This window comes from Weissella halotolerans DSM 20190, assembly GCF_000420365.1.
GTDB lineage: Bacteria > Bacillota > Bacilli > Lactobacillales > Lactobacillaceae > Weissella > Weissella halotolerans.
In genome coordinates, this window is the sequence record NZ_ATUU01000001.1 from 435,600 (window position 1) to 454,731 (window position 19,132).

22 protein-coding genes are annotated in these 19,132 nt (G+C 44.3%); 1 reads left to right on the plus strand and 21 read right to left on the minus strand.

What is annotated here, in order from left to right:
• Positions 1-18 precede the first annotated feature (18 nt).
• The 6 genes from G414_RS0102160 to G414_RS0102180 all read right to left on the minus strand — a co-directional run bounded on the left by G414_RS0102160 (position 19) and on the right by G414_RS0102180 (position 5,578).
• Entirely contained in the window at positions 19-1,746 is a 1,728-nt protein-coding gene (locus G414_RS0102160) for a phospho-sugar mutase (protein ID WP_022791230.1), read from the minus strand.
• Between the two features lie 77 nt (positions 1,747-1,823).
• Positions 1,824-3,002, minus strand: coding sequence for a UDP-galactopyranose mutase (gene glf, locus G414_RS0102165; protein ID WP_022791231.1), 1,179 nt, complete (start codon positions 3,000-3,002; stop codon positions 1,824-1,826).
• 176 nt (positions 3,003-3,178) lie between these two features.
• Entirely contained in the window at positions 3,179-3,451 is a 273-nt protein-coding gene (locus G414_RS07485; RefSeq protein WP_051125779.1) for a GNAT family N-acetyltransferase, read from the minus strand.
• A complete protein-coding gene (locus G414_RS07645) occupies positions 3,426-3,635 on the minus strand; it encodes a GNAT family protein (RefSeq protein WP_051125780.1) in 210 nt (69 codons plus the stop codon). The genes G414_RS07485 and G414_RS07645 overlap by 26 nt, the downstream gene beginning before the upstream one ends.
• Positions 3,636-3,780: 145 nt before the next feature.
• Positions 3,781-4,977: an MFS transporter gene (locus tag G414_RS0102175; RefSeq protein WP_022791232.1), complete on the minus strand. Its 1,197-nt coding sequence runs from the start codon at positions 4,975-4,977 to the stop codon at positions 3,781-3,783.
• A 91-nt stretch (positions 4,978-5,068) separates the two neighbouring features.
• Positions 5,069-5,578, minus strand: a complete 510-nt coding sequence (locus tag G414_RS0102180) for a transcription repressor NadR (RefSeq protein WP_022791233.1) — start codon at positions 5,576-5,578, stop codon at positions 5,069-5,071.
• A gap of 277 nt (positions 5,579-5,855) precedes the next feature.
• Here G414_RS0102180 and G414_RS0102185 point away from each other — a divergent pair, with 277 nt between their 5' ends.
• On the plus strand, positions 5,856-6,209 hold the full coding sequence (locus G414_RS0102185) for an iron-sulfur cluster biosynthesis family protein (protein WP_022791234.1): 354 nt from the start codon (positions 5,856-5,858) through the stop codon (positions 6,207-6,209).
• A gap of 83 nt (positions 6,210-6,292) precedes the next feature.
• On the opposite strand, the gene accA is transcribed toward G414_RS0102185, so the two are convergent.
• The 15 genes from accA to G414_RS0102260 all read right to left on the minus strand — a co-directional run bounded on the left by accA (position 6,293) and on the right by G414_RS0102260 (position 19,051).
• A complete protein-coding gene (gene accA / locus G414_RS07725; protein WP_022791235.1) occupies positions 6,293-7,072 on the minus strand; it encodes a carboxyltransferase subunit alpha in 780 nt (259 codons plus the stop codon).
• Complete coding sequence (locus tag G414_RS07730; protein ID WP_022791236.1) at positions 7,072-7,911, minus strand: acetyl-CoA carboxylase carboxyltransferase subunit beta; 840 nt, start codon at positions 7,909-7,911, stop codon at positions 7,072-7,074. The genes accA and G414_RS07730 overlap by 1 nt, the downstream gene beginning before the upstream one ends.
• The gene (accC, locus tag G414_RS0102200; protein ID WP_022791237.1) at positions 7,911-9,299 is read right to left on the minus strand and encodes an acetyl-CoA carboxylase biotin carboxylase subunit; all 1,389 of its coding nucleotides are present in this window, start codon (positions 9,297-9,299) and stop codon (positions 7,911-7,913) included. The genes G414_RS07730 and accC overlap by 1 nt, the downstream gene beginning before the upstream one ends.
• A gap of 3 nt (positions 9,300-9,302) precedes the next feature.
• On the minus strand, positions 9,303-9,734 hold the full coding sequence (gene fabZ / locus G414_RS0102205; protein ID WP_022791238.1) for a 3-hydroxyacyl-ACP dehydratase FabZ: 432 nt from the start codon (positions 9,732-9,734) through the stop codon (positions 9,303-9,305).
• A gap of 12 nt (positions 9,735-9,746) precedes the next feature.
• Entirely contained in the window at positions 9,747-10,229 is a 483-nt protein-coding gene (accB, locus tag G414_RS0102210; RefSeq protein WP_022791239.1) for an acetyl-CoA carboxylase biotin carboxyl carrier protein, read from the minus strand.
• Positions 10,230-10,231: 2 nt separating this feature from the next.
• Complete coding sequence (fabF, locus tag G414_RS0102215) at positions 10,232-11,467, minus strand: beta-ketoacyl-ACP synthase II (protein WP_022791240.1); 1,236 nt, start codon at positions 11,465-11,467, stop codon at positions 10,232-10,234.
• 77 nt (positions 11,468-11,544) lie between these two features.
• Entirely contained in the window at positions 11,545-12,267 is a 723-nt protein-coding gene (gene fabG / locus G414_RS0102220) for a 3-oxoacyl-ACP reductase FabG (protein WP_022791241.1), read from the minus strand.
• Positions 12,258-13,205 carry an ACP S-malonyltransferase gene (locus G414_RS0102225; RefSeq protein WP_022791242.1) on the minus strand — a complete coding sequence of 316 codons (948 nt, stop codon included), beginning with the start codon at positions 13,203-13,205 and terminating at the stop codon, positions 12,258-12,260. Before G414_RS0102225 ends, fabG begins: the two co-directional genes overlap by 10 nt.
• Before the next feature lie 11 nt (positions 13,206-13,216).
• Positions 13,217-14,170 (minus strand): nitronate monooxygenase, encoded by a 954-nt coding sequence (locus tag G414_RS0102230; protein WP_022791243.1) that lies wholly within the window; start codon positions 14,168-14,170, stop codon positions 13,217-13,219.
• A gap of 25 nt (positions 14,171-14,195) precedes the next feature.
• Complete coding sequence (locus tag G414_RS0102235) at positions 14,196-14,441, minus strand: acyl carrier protein (RefSeq protein ID WP_022791244.1); 246 nt, start codon at positions 14,439-14,441, stop codon at positions 14,196-14,198.
• A 74-nt stretch (positions 14,442-14,515) separates the two neighbouring features.
• Positions 14,516-15,484, minus strand: a complete 969-nt coding sequence (locus G414_RS0102240; RefSeq protein WP_022791245.1) for a beta-ketoacyl-ACP synthase III — start codon at positions 15,482-15,484, stop codon at positions 14,516-14,518.
• Between the two features lie 3 nt (positions 15,485-15,487).
• Entirely contained in the window at positions 15,488-15,952 is a 465-nt protein-coding gene (locus G414_RS0102245) for a MarR family winged helix-turn-helix transcriptional regulator (RefSeq protein ID WP_022791246.1), read from the minus strand.
• A gap of 15 nt (positions 15,953-15,967) precedes the next feature.
• Positions 15,968-16,417: a 3-hydroxyacyl-ACP dehydratase FabZ gene (gene fabZ, locus G414_RS0102250; protein ID WP_022791247.1), complete on the minus strand. Its 450-nt coding sequence runs from the start codon at positions 16,415-16,417 to the stop codon at positions 15,968-15,970.
• A gap of 217 nt (positions 16,418-16,634) precedes the next feature.
• Entirely contained in the window at positions 16,635-17,951 is a 1,317-nt protein-coding gene (gene purB / locus G414_RS0102255) for an adenylosuccinate lyase (RefSeq protein WP_022791248.1), read from the minus strand.
• A gap of 155 nt (positions 17,952-18,106) precedes the next feature.
• Positions 18,107-19,051, minus strand: a complete 945-nt coding sequence (locus G414_RS0102260; RefSeq protein WP_022791249.1) for a peptidylprolyl isomerase — start codon at positions 19,049-19,051, stop codon at positions 18,107-18,109.
• Positions 19,052-19,132 lie beyond the last annotated feature (81 nt).

A 19,132-nucleotide genomic window follows, 5' to 3' on the forward strand; every position in this document is an offset into this window, starting at 1 on the left:
GCCCTTCTTTCACCTAACTTAGGCATCAATATGTTCTTGAATAGTTGCTTTAATCGCCGCCAGTTCAGCCTGGGCGGCTTCAGGTGTATTACCCTTGGTACCAACATAAAACTTAATTTTAGGTTCGGTTCCAGAAGGGCGCACTGCGACCCAGCTACCGTCTGCCAACCAATATTTAAGTACATTGGCCTTGGGTAGGCTTAACTTATGTTGCACCCCAGTGGCTACAGTTGTTTCCTTTTGATTAGCAAAGTCCTCAACTTTGACAACGTCAACGCCGCCAAAGGCGACTGGTGTCTCGTCACGGAACTTGGCCATCAAATTAGCAATCTTTTCAGCACCATCAACCCCTGTAAACGTAAGTGCCTTGGTATCTTCCACAAAATAGCCGTACTGTTCAAATAAGGCTTGTAACCCATCATAAACAGTCTTACCCTGGGCCTTATAATAGGCAGCTACTTCTGCAAAAAGAACGGTTGCTTGAATGGAATCTTTATCACGGGTAAAGGATTTAACCAAGTAACCATAAGACTCTTCAAAGCCAAAGAGGAAGGTATGATCACCCTTATCTTCAAACCGTTGAATCTTTTCTGCAATATACTTAAAACCAGTTAAGACATTAAACATTTCAACGTCATAATGTTCAGCAATGGCTGTCGCAAATTCAGAAGATACAATAGACTTTACAACTGCCCCATTAGCTGGCAAGTTATCTGCGTCCGCCAAAGCCGTTAACAGATAATTCAACATCACAGCAGCAATTTGATTACCAGTTAACAACTGGTAGTCACCACTTGGTTGCCGGACAGCAACCCCCATGCGGTCTGCATCGGGATCGACGGCAATAACAACATCCGCATCCGTTTGTTTTGCTAAGTCAATTCCCATTGAAAGTGCTTGGGCTGATTCTGGATTAGGCAGCTCAACAGTTGGAAAGTCACCATCAGGTTCAACCTGTTCTGGAACCATCTGCACATGTTGGAAACCAGCCTGTTTTAGCGCTGGACCGGCTAATTGGGCCCCAGTTCCATGCAAAGGTGAATAAACTAAGGTCATGTCGGCACCAACCTGTTCAGTCAAGGTGGGATTAATCGTGACCGTCTTAATGGCATCCAAATAAGCCTTATCAATATCTTGTCCGATAATAGTTAATAAGTCTTGTTCCTTCAAATCAGCTACCGACATAACCGGAACTACAAAGGCGTCAGTTTGACGACTTGAATTTGTAATAATATCGGATTCAGCAGGTGGCATCTGTCCCCCATCTTCTCCGTAAATCTTATAACCATTATAAGCCTTTGGATTATGAGAAGCCGTGATCATAATTCCCGCGAAGGCATGCAAGTAACGCACAGTAAAGGACAGTTCAGGCGTTGGCCGTAATGACTCAAAGACGTAGGTCTTAATACCATGGGCCCCTAAAACTCGGGCCGCCTCAAAAGCAAATTCCTGTGAGTGATGCCGTGAATCATATGAAATCACAACCCCTCTTGCCTTAACCTTAGCTCCCCGCTTATCCATCAAACGAGCTAGCCCTTCCGTTGCTTGGCGCACAGTATAAATGTTCATTCGATTAATACCGGCCCCCATGATGCCACGCATACCAGCTGTTCCAAAAGAAAGTGGTTGGTAAAAAGCATCTTCAGCTGCTTGATCATCCTGGGCCAGCGTTTCCATCTCAGCCTGTAAATCAGCAGGCAAATCCGGACGTGCCTGCCATACTGCATAATTTTCTTGCCAGGTCATAACATTCTCCTTTTTAGCGTATCGCTCATCCATATCCTTTAGTATACCACACTATCCGCTGGTAGCCCTTCCAAGCCCTAGTTATCAGCTTGTTCACTAAAGTGGTAATCACTTGGTAATTGGAACTCTTGCCGCACTAGTTGTAGGGCTGCATTGAAGACCTGATCCATGTCGTAATACCGATATTGCCCTAAGCGACCCCCAAAAACAACCTGGTCCTTTAAGGCTGCTGCGAATTTAGCATATTGCCGATAAAGCTGCGTGTTTTCCTGATCATTAATTGGATAGTAAGCCTCGCGATCAGTCGTCCAGGCCTGTGGATACTCACGAGTCACGACAGAAACTGCCGGATCAGATAGGCCATCAAAATGTTTCCATTCCATCACCCGCGTATAGGGCGTTTCCCGATCCGTATAATTAATCACTGCATTCCCCTGATAGTTATCTACCGCATGAACTTCCTTTTCAAAGCGTAAGGAACGGTAAGCTAGCTGACCAGCTTGATAATCAAAGAACTGGTCAATCATCCCTGTATAAATGATACGTGGGAATTCAGCTAAATAGGTTTCCTTGTCCGCCATGAAATCTGTGTTTACCTGGACATCAATCAAGGGGTGCTCTAGGAGTTGGTCAAAAATTTGGGTATAGCCACCAACGGGTACCCCCTGATAACGGTGATTGAAATAATTATTATCAAAAATAAAGCGAACCGGTAGTCGCTTGATGATAAAGGCAGGTAGCTCCGTTGCATCGCGCCCCCATTGCTTTTCCGTATAACCCTTAATGAGCTTTTGGTATATATCCGTTCCAATTAAGGAAATGGCTTGTTCTTCTAAATTACGTGGTTGATAGTTTTCATCATCACCTAAAAAAGCAGCCCGTTGTTCCTTGATTTTAGCCTGCGCTTCAGCAGGCGTCTTGGTTCCCCACATCTCATAGAACGTATTCATATTGAAAGGAAGATTATAAAGTTCCCCCTTATAATTAGCAATCACTTGATTCTGAAAATTATTAAAATCGGCAAACTGTTGAATGTAGTGCCAGATTTCTTGGTTATCTGTATGGAAAATATGGGCCCCATAATCGTGCACTGTAATCCCATGCTCCACATGCGTATACAAATTACCCGCTACATGCGGACGCTTTTCAATAACTAAGATTCGTTTCCCTAATTTGGCAGCTTCATGGGCAAAGACTGCCCCATAAGGACCAGCCCCAACAACTAAATAATCATAGTTCTTTGTATTTAATTTCACTGTTTTCCCCTTCCATCACCAAGACAGCCCTAGGCGAGCATGGCCTTGGTATGTTTGTCCCAGCTATGGTTTTATAAATTTCTACATGTTACTAGTATACCAGACTAAGAGCAAACTTATCTCGCCCAGGTCTCACTACTACCCTTACCCGTCACTCTAGCTTGTTAGTGCTAACGTTATCTTTCATGAACTTTTTCCTCAGCAGCCGTCCACCTCATCAGATATTCTCTTTCTCCAGTTAACTGATCAACCCCTTCCTTTACCTTCACAAAACCTGCATGTTGGTAAAAGAGTAGCGCTTTTTTATTTTTAAGATAAACATCCAAGTATATAGTTGGTTGATCCTGTTTAACCTTCTGCAGTAAGGCCGTGCCGATGCCTTGCTGTCGATAACCGGATTTAACAAACAGCCCTGCTATGTAATCACCCGTCAGTCCTAAAAAGCCCACGAGCTTGTTCGTCTTCAAAATAACCGTATAGGCGAGCTTGAGGCAGACTTTTACGAACCAGCTCAGTCTGTTCTTCCCAATAGTGCGGATTTATAAAGGCATGACGCTCTAAATTACCAGCCAACCAAATAGCCATAACGTCTGCCATTAAGGTCTCATTAGTTGAATCAATTAATTTAATCATATAACCTCCTTAAAAAATTAAACAAATTATTGCCTTACTCTGTTTTCAAAATTGACCAGTAAGCATTAACAACCACAAAAAAGACCTACCACTTGGTAAACCACCAAGCAATAGGCCTTTCATTTACTCGTACTCGCTTGAAAAGTTAATCGAGTTCAACTCCCTTTGTTTCTCTACCAAGCACCAAAATGGTCAAAACGGCGACCATAATAGCTAGACTAAAGACGGCAAAGATGGCCTCAAAAGACAGGTGTTTACTTAGAAAAACGCCAATCGCTAAGGGCCCCAGGATACCGCCTAAGCGTCCAAACCCTTCTGCCAAGCCGTTGGCAGTACCGCGAATCGCGGTGGGATAAAGCTCTGGCGTGTAAGCGTACAAGACACCCCAAGCGCCAAGATTAAAAAATGATAACAACATGCCAGAAAGTAAGACCATCGGCACAGTCGTGGCAAAGCCAAAGGCAAACGCACTAACAGCCGTACCCAACAAGAAGGTCGCCAAGACCGATTTACGTCCCCACTTTTCAACTAGCCAGGCCGCCGTAAAATAACCTGGTAACTGGGCCACGGTCATCACAACGACATACCCAAAACTATGTACCATGCTAAAGCCCTTGCCAACTAAGACATTTGGCAGCCAAAGAAAAATACCATAGTAAGAAAACATAATCATGAACCACACCAGCCATAGCATAATCGTTGAACGGCGATATGGCTTCTCAAAAAGCTTCCTAATTCGCTGCCAAGGACTTAATGTAGGCCTTGCACTATTTTTGGTGACGGCCTTTTGATCAGTTGGTAAATGGCGTCGCAAAATGAAAACATAAAAAGCACTTAGAGAGGCAATTACTAAGGTTATGCGCCAGCCATAAGCGGGAATCACAAAGTAAGCCAATAAACTGGCTAGCAACCAACCAACAGCCCAAAAACTCTCCAATAAGACAATCACCCGACCCCGAATGTGCTGTGGAACATGTTCAGCTACTAAGGTTGACGCTACCGGTAATTCCCCTCCTAGACCCAATCCTACAAAAAAGCGCAACACCATAAAGACAAGATAACCACTTGCAAGGGCTGACAATCCCGTGGCCACTGAAAAGGTTAACAAGGTGACCATCAACATTAACTTACGACCCTTAGTATCAGCTAAAAGCCCAAAGATAATCGCTCCAACAGCCAATCCAATTGAATTAACCGAGCCCAACCAACCAACTTGCACTTGTGACAGTCCCCAGTCCTTTTGGATTGCTACCAAAATAAATGATAGCAAGCCAACATCCATTGCATCAAATAACCAAGCACAGCCCGTCACTGACAGTAACTTCCCAATCCCTTTTTCCATTCTAAACTCCATCCCATCCTTTTAATTCAGGGGTGTCAAGACACCCCTGACGAATGGCACCAGCATAGCAAAAGAAGCCCTATGTTGTCAACTAACCCTGATACAAGATGTCCAAGTCGGCTAACTGCTTTTGCGCGGCTTTAAACTGTGTTTCATGATCAAAACCAACTGTATGTAAATGTAAGCCATTGGTCAGGGTCGACAACAATTGCCCCTGCCGTTGGTGATAGTTCGCTAAAAAGGCATCCACATCAGCCCGCGTATAAAGTGCTAACTCACCCTTTAAAAGACCATATAGGGGATGGTCAACTTGCACATCTTGAACTGATACGCCTGCATCAATTAAGGATAATAGCTCTGTTTCAACTTCGTCTGCTTGATGGTGGACGACAATCACTCGCCTATGTCTACGCATAGTCTGATAACGATAGCCTTGTGCTGTTGATTCAATCTGCTCACCACTGGCCCGTAACAGTGCCACATCCCCTACAATTGTTTGCCGGGAAACATGTAAGGTTTTAGCAAGTTGGTTGGCACTAATGGTCTGACTTGCTGCTTGAATTTGTCGCTTAACTGCTAATTGTCGCTCTCGTCCTAACATTGATTACGCCCCCAATTTTCTTGACAATGTCGTCTATCCTTGTCCATTAGACCTTCCTATTATATGAGTCAGTGGCTACTAGAACAAGGTAAGTCACAACTGGTTGTCCTGAGCATTTAGTATTTATGGTGACTGACCCTTAATTACTGACTTAAAATTAGTAAAAACACTCGACAAGTAACCATCTTTGCGCGACAATCAATACAGAGGCACCTATTATTTCTGCCTGATTACATTATCATTGACGTATCATCCACCTAAAGGAGGATTCACAACCATGGAACTAACTTTTTCAGATGCCGTTATCCAAAAATTAAATCACTATTTAAAGGCCGATACTAAAATCGTCCTTGACTTCGATGATGGCGTAGGTCCTTTTTCTGATGCAGCAACCTGTACATTAGATGCATCCTTTAATCTCGACTTTGTGCGTCCAGACCAATTAACAGATGAATTTAATGACACCATTAAGAGCAACCTAGGTACAGTTTATGTCAAAAAATATTCCAAAGACCAAATGAACCCTAAAATGGTCATGGAATTAAATCCTAAAAACTTAACCTATGTTCTCAAAGGGGACAGTGGTATTTTGGATGAAAATGTCCAGGTTATTAATCTTCAAAACCAATAAGTCCTTAAAAAACTTGCACAAGTTAAAAAGCAGTCCAGCGATTACGGCGGTTACCGTAAATCATTGTTGGACTGCTTTTTTAATTAAAATTTTCTAAAGCGAGCGTGGCGTTGTTTTAACAAGGTTGAAGGAGCAAGGGTCTGTAATTGTCCAATTTCTCGGTTTAAGCGAGCTCGTAATAACTGAAAAACTCGTTTTGACCTTGAATCAGGGATAATATAATCAATCACACCGGCAGCTAACAAGTCCTTTGCCGTTAAGCCCATCACTTCAGCCGCTTCATCAGCCCGTTTACTATCTTTCCACAAAATCGAGGCAAAGCCTTCAGGTGACAAAATCGAATATGTCGAGTTGTCTACCATCCACACCTGGTCAGCAGTTGCTAGTGCTAAAGCACCACCAGAACCGCCCTCTCCAAAAATAATTGCAATTATCGGTACGGGTAGTTTCATACTCGTTAAAATATCTTGTGCAATGGCAGCTCCTTGACCATTTTCCTCAGCTGCTTTACCTGGATAAGCCCCGGGAGTATTAATGAAGGTAATAATCGGGCGATTAAACTTAGCCGCGGCTTGCATCAGACGTAAGGCCTTACGGTAACCACTTGGTTCTGGCGAACCATTATGCGTAGTCAACTTTTCATCCAAGTTTTTCCCTTTGTTGGTCGCAATAACCGTAACCGGTTGTTCACCGAGCATGGCTAGACCGCCAATAATACTAGGATCATCGGCACTCAACCGATCACCATGTAACTCAAAAAAGTCCGTAAAAATACCGTTAATGAGTTCCCGACTATCAAAACGATCTTCACGTGACCGTTTAACTACTTCAGCCGGTGTTAGTTCCTTTTTAAATAAACGCATTACGACTTACCTCCATGCATGGCAACTAAGCGACTAATGGTGGCCGGTAAGTCTTCTCGCGCCACCACTTGGTCCACAAAGCCACTTTTTAGCAGGGTCTCAGCCCGTTGGAAATCTGCTGGTAACTTTTCTTGCACCGTTTGCTCAATTACCCTGCGCCCTGCAAATCCTACCAATGCATGAGGTTCAGCTAAAATAACATCACCCTGCATAGCAAAGGACGCCGTCACACCACCGGTGGTCGGATCCGTTAAGACCACCAGATAAAAGAGGCCAGCTGCCTGAAATTCAGCTACTGCCGCCGAAATTTTTGCCATTTGCATTAAGGAGTTAATGCCCTCTTGCATCCGAGCACCTCCAGACGCAGTAAATAATACTAGAGGTAAACGTTCCTTAAGTGCACGTTCAAAAAGACGGGTAATTTTTTCACCAACCGCCGCCCCTAGTGAACCCATAATAAAATGAGTGTCCATAATGCCTAGGGCAATCCGGCGACCTTGCATGGTTGCAATGCCAGTTAAGACGGCTTCATTCATCTGCGTTTGGTGCTTGGCGCGAGCCAATTTTTGTGCATATCCTGGGAAATCCGTCTTGGTGGCCTTAATATTTTTATCCATTTCAACAAAATGGGTTGTTAACAAGGCCAATCGTTCATGGGCGGTTAGGCGAAACCCATAGCCACAATTTGGACAGACCTTAGCGGGGCCAAGTTGTTTCTCATAGAAACGCTCGCCACAATAAGGACAATCAATAAAGAGACCATTTGGCATCTGATTATACAAGGTTGGATCACGGTCCAATTTTTTGTTTTTATCAACAGCAAAATTAAATAACCCCATTAATCCACCTCCTTATCCTGACCATTTACTTTGGCCTGCCATTTGGGCAGGTATACTTTTTCAACATATTGCGTATCAAAGTTACCTGCAATCACTTGGACATCATCTAACAATTCCCGCTGAAAGGCTGCATTTGTTTCAACACCATCAATTTCCAACTCATCTAAGAGGCGTCGCATTTTAGCTAGGGCTGCTGACCGCGTCCGGGCATGAACTAAAACCTTGGCAATCATGGCATCATAGTAAGGTTGAATTTTATCTCCTGCATAAACACCAGAATCAATCCTGACCCCTGGACCACCTGTTGGCATAAAGACAAAGTTGATGGTTCCCGTACTAGGCATAAAGTTTTTAGCCGGTTGTTCAGCATTTACCCGCACTTCCATGGCATGACCAATCAAAGGAACCTCCGCCTGCGTTAGTGCTAGTGGTTTACCCGCAGCCACCGTTATTTGCATGCGAATTAAGTTTAGTCCTGTCACCATTTCAGTAACGGGATGCTCAACTTGAATACGCGTATTCATTTCCATAAAGTAGAAATGCCCCTGTTGGTCTTCTAGGAACTCAATGGTGCCAGTATTCTCATAGTCAATCGCATCAATCGCCTTTAAAGCAATGGCCCCTAATTCCGCGCGCATATCAGTAGTCACACCAACTGCAGGTGATTCTTCAATCAGTTTTTGGTTGTGCCGTTGTAAGGAACAATTACGCTCTGGGAAGTATATTGCATGTCCTTCTTGATCTCGCATCACCTGCATCTCGATATGACGGACCTGCGTCATGACTTTTTCTACATACATGCGATGATCCCCAAAGGCTGCCTGGGCCTCATGTTGGGCGTCAGCAAATTTATCGGCTAGTTCCTCATCCCGATAAACAAAGCGCATTCCCTTACCACCACCACCAGCCGCAGCTTTCAGTAGTACCGGATACCCAACGTCATTAGCTACCGTCCGTACTTCTTCTACGTTCTCCACAAAGCCCGCCGAACCTGGAATAACTGGTACCCCAGCCTTACGCATTGCTTCACGTGCATTTGCTTTATTACCCATTAAGGATAAAATCTCTGGACGTGGGCCAATCCACTTGATTCCTACAGCTTCCACCATTTCCGCAAACATTGCGTTTTCAGATAAGAAACCATAGCCTGGATGAATGGCCTGAGCTCCCGTCAACAAAGCTGCACTTAAGATGTTATTCATATTTAAGTAACTGTCTTGCGACCGTGGACCACCAACTGCCACTGCCTCATCTGCCAATTTAACATGTAAACTATCAGCATCGGCAGTTGAATAAATTGCCACTGACTGGATCCCCATTTCACGTAGGGTCCGGATAATCCGTACCGCGATTTCACCACGGTTAGCAACTAATACTTTTTTAAACATCGTCTACTCTCCAATCATGAAGGTCAGACTTGCTGTTGTCACTCGCTTTCCGTTTACGTAGGCTGTCCCTTTCCCTTCACCAATCGATCCGCGCATGCGTTCTATAGTCACTTCCAGGCGTAATTGATCACCTGGTGCAACGCGTTTCCTAAAACGGGCTTTAGGGATACTTCCTAGATACGCCGTCTTTCCCTTAAATGCTGGCATTGATAAAAGAGCAATTGCGCCAGTTTGGGCTAAGGCCTCAACCATCAATACGCCAGGAAAAGTTGGATTACCAGGAAAGTGCCCTTGGAAAACAGCTTCGTTCATCGTGACATTTTTAATTGCGACAATTTTCTCTCCAGGAACCAATTCTTCTACCGTATCCACCAATAACATCGGATATCGATGGGGCAAGATGTTTTGAATCTCTTCTGTACTTAGAACTGTCATCTTTCCTCCTCATTAAACATCAGGCTTAATTTTCATGATGGCATGACCATAATCAACCATGTCTTCTTCGCTTACGGCAATTTCAACCACCGTACCACTAACCTCCGTTGTGACTGGCGTCATTAATTTCATGGCTTCAATGATGGCCACTTGATCGCCAGCCTCAACATGACTGCCTAGTGGGGCAAAGGGGGCCTTTTCAGGCTCCGGCTTAAGATAAACCGTGCCTACTAAGGGAGCAGAAATTGTCACACCATCAGTTTCTTGAGTGGTTTGCGCCAGAGTAGGCACATCTGAGGTGGCCTCCTGATTTACTCTAACCTCTGGTTCTGATTCTGCCTGTGCCAAGGGCGCTGTTCCAGCAGTAACCACAGGTGCTGGTTCATTTTTACTCAAAACTAAATGAAAATCACCAGCAGCTAAATTAAATTCCCGCAGTGTGCTTTCTTCTACAGTCTGCATTAACTCCTTTAATTCAGTTACACTCAATTCCATAACTAGGCTCCATCCCATTTCTTAAAAATAATCGCCGCATTATGTCCACCAAAACCATAATTTGCTGACATCACGTAGGTTGACGCCTGGTCTTGATTATGTTCATCAACCAAGGTTACTCCAGCCGTGGCAGGATCTTGTTCAAAGACACCTACATTCCGTGGCATCCGATCTTCTAGCAAGGAACCAATGGCTGCAATGGCTTCAATGGCACCAGCGCCACCCAACAAATGTCCTGTCATCCCCTTTGTTGAGGAAACGTAAACTCCATTTGGACCAAAAACCTTTTCAATGGCCTTAGCCTCAGCCGCATCGTTGGCCCCAGTTGCTGTACCATGCGCATTTAGATAGTCAATTTGGTCCGCATTCAGTCCTGCATCCTGCAAAGCTAATTCCATTGAGCCAGCGGGACCTGATCCATCTGGAGTTGGACTTGTCAAATGATAGGCATCTGAATTAGCACCATAACCAACCATTTCGGCTAAAATCGTAGCGCCACGTTTCGTTGCATGCTCGAGTGACTCTAATACCAGTACCCCTGCTCCTTCACCCATGACAAAGCCACGGCGATTAAGGTCAAAAGGCATCGACGCATGGCTGGGATCTTCGGCCGTTGATAAGGCGGTCAATGCTGCGAACCCAGAAATCCCCATCTCGTTAATCGATGCTTCTGAACCACCGGTAATCATCACATCAGCTTTACCAGCCTGAATCCGCCAAAAGGCCTCACCAATCGCATTCGTTGCTGAGGCACAGGCCGTTGATAGAACATAGTTAACGCCCTTGGCCCCATAACGCATGGAGACATTACCAGACAGCATATTAGGAATGGCATCAGGCACAAATAATGGACTAACCCGCTTAGGTCCCTTATCATGCATCTTAATCACTTGCTCTTGAATGGTGGTCAAGCCACCAATTCCAGTCCCTAAAGCCACGCCCATCCGGTTAGGATCTGTATTTTCTGCAGTGATGCCCGCCTGTTCTAAGGCTTCCCCAGCAGCATGAACCCCATATTGGGCAAATAAATCCATTTTGCGGGCTTCCCGCTTACCAACACGTTCAGCTGGGTCGAAGTCTTTAACTTCACCCGCCACTGTAATACCCGTATCACTAGCATCAAATTTTGTGATGGGTGCAATCCCAATTCGACCATCCATCAAGTTTTTCAAATATTCTTTTACAGTATTACCGACTGGGGTCAATGCTCCCAGTCCCGTCACAACAACTCTTGTCATCTTATTATCACCTCATTTTTGATACACAGTTTTAAATAATTAATTGAATAAGTGCAAAGGAATGTGTATCAGCCTTGCTAAATGTATAAGCCACCATCAACAGTTATTGTTTGACCAGTAATATAGTCATTTTCAGCCAGGAATAGTGCTGTTTGAGCAATCTCACTAGCCTGACCAAAGCGTGCTAGTGGAATCGTTGCTAATGCCTGTTCTTTGACCTTTGCTGATAATTGAGCCGTCATATCCGAATCAATCATGCCAGGTGCAATCGCATTAACTCGGATTCCTCGCAAGGCACCTTCCTTAGCTAGGCTTTTAGTTAATCCAATAATGCCCGCCTTGGACGCAGCATAGTTGGCCTGCCCCATGTTACCCATTTGCCCTACCACCGAGGCCATATTAATGATGGCTCCCGACCGTTGACGCAACATTTTTTTAAAAATAGGCTGGGTAACATTGAAGGTTCCATTTAAATTCGTGTCGACCACTTGCGCAAACTCAATTGGTTTCATTCCCATGGCTAATTTGTCATGAATAATGCCTGCATTATTAACTAAAATGTCAATTTTTTGGCCACTTTCATACAGCTGCTTAATTGCTGGTGCAATCACCTTGTCATCTGCAATATCACCCACTAATACTGTTGTATCCGTAGGAAAAGTTGCTAAAAGCGCTGGCTTTGGTGCATGGCGACCATGTACAATCAGGCGTGCACCAGCCGCACTAAAGGCCTGGGCAATCGCTAACCCAATCCCGCGGGTTGAACCTGTTACTAAGACTGTTTTACCTGCTAGTTCCATGCCGCTTCCTCCTGGTTTTTTGCTAACGTTTCACGCACCGCTTGCAAGGATGCATAATCGGTCACCGCTAAACGTTGTATTGACTTATCAGCAATCTGTCGCGCAAATTTGGTTAACGACTTATTGGGTCCAAACTCAATCAACGTATCCACATCATCTGCTAACATTGCTGTTAAAGCCTGTGTAAAGTGTGTTGGCCGCGTAATCTGTTCCCCTAACGTTGTTTGAATGTCAACAAAAGGCTTACCAGTCGTATTCGAATAGACTGGGAACAGGGATTGTTTAAAACGTTCATCAGCCAGCCGTTGCTTTAGCAGTCGCCCTGCTGAAGCCATAAAGGGCGTATGAAAAGCACCTGACACTGCCAGTGGTATCACCTTAAAGCCCGCTTCACTAAAGATTTCCCTTACAGCTGCAATACCACTAGCATCACCTGCTAATACCAATTGCTTAGGCGTATTGAAATTTGCGGGATAAACGTGCATGCCTTGCGCTTGCACTTCTTCAACGGTCGCCAAGACCTGATCTTGATGCTCGGTCAGTACAGCTATCATCTCGGTTTTTATTTCTTCACTGGCTGTTTGCATATAGGCGCCCCGGTCTAATAACAGCTTAAAGGCCTGGTCAAAGTCCATGGCTTGAGCCAACGTTAAGGCGCTATATTCACCTAAGCTTAAGCCCAAAGCACCTTTGATTGGCGACAAAACTGGTTTTAGCGCGTTGGCAATTCCCATTGACATTGCAAAAATTGCTGGTTGCGCATAGCGGGTTTGATTCAGCCGTGTTGCATCATTAAAGACTAATTTTTGATAGTCCATACCAGCTAGATCACTCGCTCGGTCAATCACAGCTCGATAAGCTGGTTCCTGATCATACAAGTCCTGACCCATTCCAGCATATTGCGCCCCTTGACCACTCATTAAAATTCCTAGTTGCATCATAACCTCACTTAATATTTCTCTAGCAGATCAGACGCCTCTTGCCACGTTTCCTCTAAAATCTGGGCAACCGGTTTTAATTCCGTAATCATTCCCGAAACCTGGCCGGCCATGAAAGCACCCGTTTCCTTATTGCCATCAACAACTGCCCGCCGCAAAGATCCATTTTCTAATTCTTCCACTGCGTCTGCATCTGGCTTTGGTTTCGTAATTTCAAAGCGTTCTTGTTTAATATAATTCTTTGACATTTTTGTCTTTAATACCCGGGCCCGACTACCTAACAGCTCACCGGTCACCACTGTATCTATATCTTTAGCCTTGATGACTGCCCGTTTAAAGTTCTCATGGACTTCTGACTCTTCTGAAGCTAAGAAACGGGTACCCATTTGAATACCACTTGCCCCTAGCATCACAGCTGCAGCTGCACCGCGCCCATCCGCAATACCACCAGCTGCAATCACTGGGATATCAACGGCACCTACTACTTGCGGCACAATTGTCATGGTTGACAGGGACCCAATATGGCCACCTGACTCCATGCCTTCAGCAACCACTGCATCCACGCCCTTCTTCTCCATCATGCGTGCTAAACCAACCGATGGCACCACTGGGATGACGGAAATACCATGTGCGTGTAATTCATCAATGAAGGGGGATGGATCACCGGCCCCAGTTGCCACCACCTGGACCCCTTCTTCAATCACAACATCAAAGACTTCACGAATATGTCGTGACATCAACATGACATTGACCCCAAAAGGCCGATCTGTAATTGCACGTGCCCGTCGAATCTCCTTACGAACTTGATCTGCATGCCAATAACCCGTACCAATAATGCCTAGGCCACCAGCTTCAGAGACAGAACCCGCCAATTTACCGGTTCCAGCCCAAGCCATCCCGCCTTGTACGATTGGATATCGCATGCCAAGTTTTTCGAAGATGGGATTCGTTAACTTAACAGTCATGTCACTCCTCCTCGTCAGCCTAGCCTTACTTGGCTGCTTTTTCTTGTTCAGCAATCTTATCTACTAGATCTTGTACAGTTGCAATATCTTCTGCAACGGCCAATTGAATATCAAAATCATCTTCTACACGGTTCAAAACTTCAAATAGGTCTAATGAATCTGCATCAATATCATCTGAAAGGTTAGTGCTGAGCTTAACCTCATCATCTTCCAAATCAAATTGGTCTACCAAAATATCTTTTACCTTGTTAAAAATTTCATCGTTAGTCATCTTCTTAATCTCCTTTTATTTCAATAATCAAATAGTTTACGTCATATACTAAAAAGTAAAAATAATTGCCTTGTTTAAATTCTCACCACCAGGGCCCCAGCTGTTAAGCCGCCACCAAAGCCGGCTAACACAATCGTTTGACCAGGATGGAGTACATCTTGTTTTGCTAATTCGCTATATAAGATACCAATACTTGCCGCACTAGTATTCCCATAGTCACCAACGTTAATTGGAAACTTCTCTAGTGGTTGCTTCAGGTGTTTGGCGATACTTTGTATGATTCGTGCATTTGCCTGGTGCAAAAGAAACACATCAACATCCTGTAAGGTTAATCCTGATCGTTTCAGTGCTGACTGAATCGCATCAGGTACTTGGCGGGTAGCAAAATTATAAACCTGGCGACCGTTCATGCTAAAGGATAGTTCAGTCGCCGTCGGCTCTGTAAAAGCACTCTGACTACCTAACTGACCAGCCGTTAAAGCCTTCCCTTCACTACCAAAGGTCGCTAATTGCTCCCCCATTAAGCCAACTGGGTCTTGTGTCGCTTGAACTAAGAAACCTGCCGCACCGTCACCAAATAACACCGCCGTCGTTCGATCAGTCCAATCGACCAAACGGCTCAATGTTTCCGTACCGATCACTAATCCACGACGATAACGGTTGCTAAGTAAGCTTGCTGCCATGCTCAAGGAAAATACTAGACCAGAACAGGCTGCTGATAAATCAAACGCAAAGGCCTTATTGGCGCCTATCCTTCCTTGAACCGCAGCTGCAACTGATGGCATTAATGTATCTGGTGACATCGTTCCTACGATAATAAAATCAAGGTCATCGGCAGACCACTGAGCTTTTGTTAACAGACCCTCAGCTACTCGTACCGCCAAATCGGTTGTTCCTTCATCCATAACCACGTGACGTTGCCGAATACCAGTCCGCGATGTGATCCACTCATCTGATGTTGTCATCATGTGACTTAATTCATCATTAGTCACAATACGACTAGGTACGTAGTGGTCTGAGGCTACAATTGAAAAATTTTCCATAGTTCATTTAATGGACTGGTTTAGGTTTTGTACATAGTCTTGTAAGTGCATGATTGCTGCCTCAACTACTTGTGCATCATGGTCAGACAAGGAATCAATCAGCCAATGCGTCATATTTCGATGAAAGGCAGCGTGAGCGCGATACACAACCCGTCCGCGATGCGTCAGCGCTAGTTTAACGACCCGTCGATCAGCTTCAGAACGTCGCCGTTGAACATAGCCCTTCTGAACTAACTTATCAATCGCTGATGACATGGCACTTGGTGTTAAATGTACGGTGCGAGCAACTTCTGAAGCTCTAGCCTTTTCATACATCGAAATCGCTGCAATGATATGCATCTCCTTTAAGGAAATGTCTTTAAAATCAGAGCCGTGGAGGGAAGCCTCCTCAATCCAGCTAACATTATTAAAAACATCTCGCAGGGCATCATTTACACTTTCAAAGGCTATGCGCTCTCCATCCACCATTCCTATCTCCATCCATTAGTTTGTCTGTTGCTCATCGTCTGATACGACAAACATTAATTGCGCACTGGTTGTCAGTTGATCATCCACATAGGTGGCCACATCAACCGTCCCCATGTTGGCCCGTAATGTACCAAAGGTAACCTTAATTTTCATAACATCCCCTGGCTTTACCATTCGCTTAAACTTGGCATGATCAATCCCCGTCATGTAAGCCGTTTTGTGGGCAAACTTAGGCGACGAAAGGATCAAGATTGATGCTGCCTGGGCCATGGTTTCAATAATCAGTACACCGGGCATAACCGGATTACCTGGAAAATGTCCTTGAAAATACTCCTCATTAATGGTCACATTCTTGGTAGCCACTAGTGATTCATCAGGAACTAAGTCCTCAACATAATCAACAAACAAGATTGGATAACGATTTGGGATTAAGTTCATAATCTCCACAGTATCTAACTGAGCCATCTGCTGTCCTCCTTTCATATATTTCGAATGTCGAACGATTCGATAACCAAATGTTAGACAACTTTTGACAATTTGTCAAACAAATTGCACAATCATTCTCAAATTGATGACCCAACCTTTGGGTAGGATCCCTAATAAACTGGCCATTATACATAGAAAATAATCATCTAAAAAAGGGACTTAGGACTAGCATGTTGCTAGTCCTAAGTCCCTTTAATTATGCCTGTGAGCTAGATTCATCTAATAACCCAACCCGCTTAAAAATATCATCCACATGCTTCAAATGCCACTGATAGTCAAAAGCATCTGCAATTTCGGTTTCGGTCAATGTATTGGTAATCGTAGGATCAGCCTCGACTAAGTCCCGGAACTGCAAGTGTTCATCCCAGGCACGGGCAGTTAATGTTTGTACAGTATCATAAGCCTGCTCGCGTGATAGGCCATGATTAACCAATTGCAACAGTAAGCGTTGTGAATAAATCAACCCATAGGTCCGACCCATATTAGTCTTCATCGTTGCTGGAAAGACTTGCAAATGTTCTAAAATACCAGTCAAGCGATGAAGCATATAGTCTAATAGTCCGGTCGCACCAGGCAAAATAATTCGTTCAGCACTCGAATGTGAAATGTCACGCTCATGCCATAACGCTACATCTTCCATCGCAGTTACGGCATACCCACGTAACACTCGTGATAAGCCCACAATATTTTCTGACCCGATTGGATTGCGCTTATGTGGCATTGCTGAGGAACCCTTTTGACCACCAGCAAAGCCCTCCTCAACCTCATGGATTTCTGAGCGCTGCAGGCCCCGAATCTCAGTGGCTAATTCCTCTAAGGTCGTCCCAATAATCGCAATGGCACTCACATAATCTGCATGTAAATCACGCTGTAAAACCTGGGATCCGATTGGTTGCGGTGTTAGGCCTAATTCTTCCATGGCAACTGCTTCCACTTGCGGTGGAATATTAGCAAAGGTTCCAACAGCCCCAGATAATTTACCGGTTGCCATTTCTTTACTAACCCGGTCAAAGCGTTCAATATCACGCTTAGCTGCTTGATAAAAACGAGCCATTACCAGACCAAAGGTAGTCGGTTCTGCATGGACACCATGTGTACGTCCCATCATGACTGTATCTTTATACTGCCGCGCCAGCTTAGCCAAGGCATCACGATAAGCAATTAAATCCGCTTTAATAATGGCATTGGCTTGGCCGAGTCTTAATGCCTGGGCTGTATCAACCACGTCTGTTGATGTTAACCCATAATGAATCCACTTACGTTCGGCCCCCAGCGATTCTGACACGTTCCGAGTAAACGCGACGACATCATGCCGCGTGACTTTTTCCAAGTCTGCAATTCGTTGACTATCAAAACGTGCATGCTCTCGAATCGCCTTTAAATCTTCAGCTGGTACAAGCCCTTCTGCCTCCCAACCAGCGGTAACGGCAATTTCAACCGCTAACCAGGTTTGATACTGATTATCCAAGGACCATACTTGCTTCATCTCCGGGCGCGTATAACGATCAATCATTTCTTGTCCCCTTATCCATAAAATGCGAACATTGTTTTTTTATAATACTCTTTATTCTAGAACATTTCCCTTTAAAAGGCTAGTCTTAGTCCCAACACGCCCTTTAAAAACGAACAAAAACCACCTTTCTTAAGGAAAGATGGTTTTTATAGTCATTATTTTTCATCAGCTTTGGTAGCCTTTTGATGGGCCTTGACCGCCTCTGCCTTTTTCTTAGCAGCTGCTTGGGTATAAGTTGCCAGAGCATTCTTTAACTCTGGATCCTTAATTTGAACGTTGGCCTTACCTAGTTCTTCTCCCACAATCGCGTTAACAACATCTTGATTATTCATATCCTTTTCTAGTAAGGATTCCTTCAAGGTGCTCTTTAACTTATCAAAGCTTGGCTTCTTTTCTTGTGAATCTTGCTTAATGATGTAATAACCATTACTATTTTCAGACTTAACCGGCTCTTTGGTATATTCACCCGGCTTTAGGGCAAAGGCTGCCTTTTTAACACTATCTTCTACAGTTGTAGACGTTGAATCAAAGGCTTCTAACTGTCCCTTCTTGTCCTTACTTGTGCCGTCTTTTGACTCACTCTTAACTAAGTCCGTAAACTTATCGCCATCATCTAACTTCTTAATGACGTCCTTAGCTTTGTCTTCATCATCAACCAAAATGACTGATACTTGAGTTTTGGGTTGATAATCTTGGTAAGCTTGTTTTAGCTGCTTATTGGAAATTTTCACATTTGCACGGACTGCCTGGCGTTCTAATAATTGAAGCTTAATTGAATTCCGGAACATTTCAGGTGTCATACCGCTTTGTGTTAATTGCTGTTCAAAAGCATCCCCAAGTTGCTTCTTGGTTGCTTGATATTGTTGGTCAATCTCTTGCTTTGAGACGTCACCACCATAGTTTTTATCAAGCACCTTCATAACGACCATATTGGCCAAGGTTTGCTGGCCCACCTGGGTTTTCTTTAATTCATTATAGTAGGTCGTTTCCTTGACGTTGCCATCATCGGTGGTTGCAATAGCCCGAGGACCTGCTCCCCAAACGGCCAAGCCAACCCCAATTCCAAGTACTGCAAAAATTGCAATTGCTTTCTTCCACATTATGTCATCAGCCTCTTTCTTATCTTTAATTTTAGTCCTTACACATACCTTTTAGTTTAGCATATTCAAGCCAAAAACTCA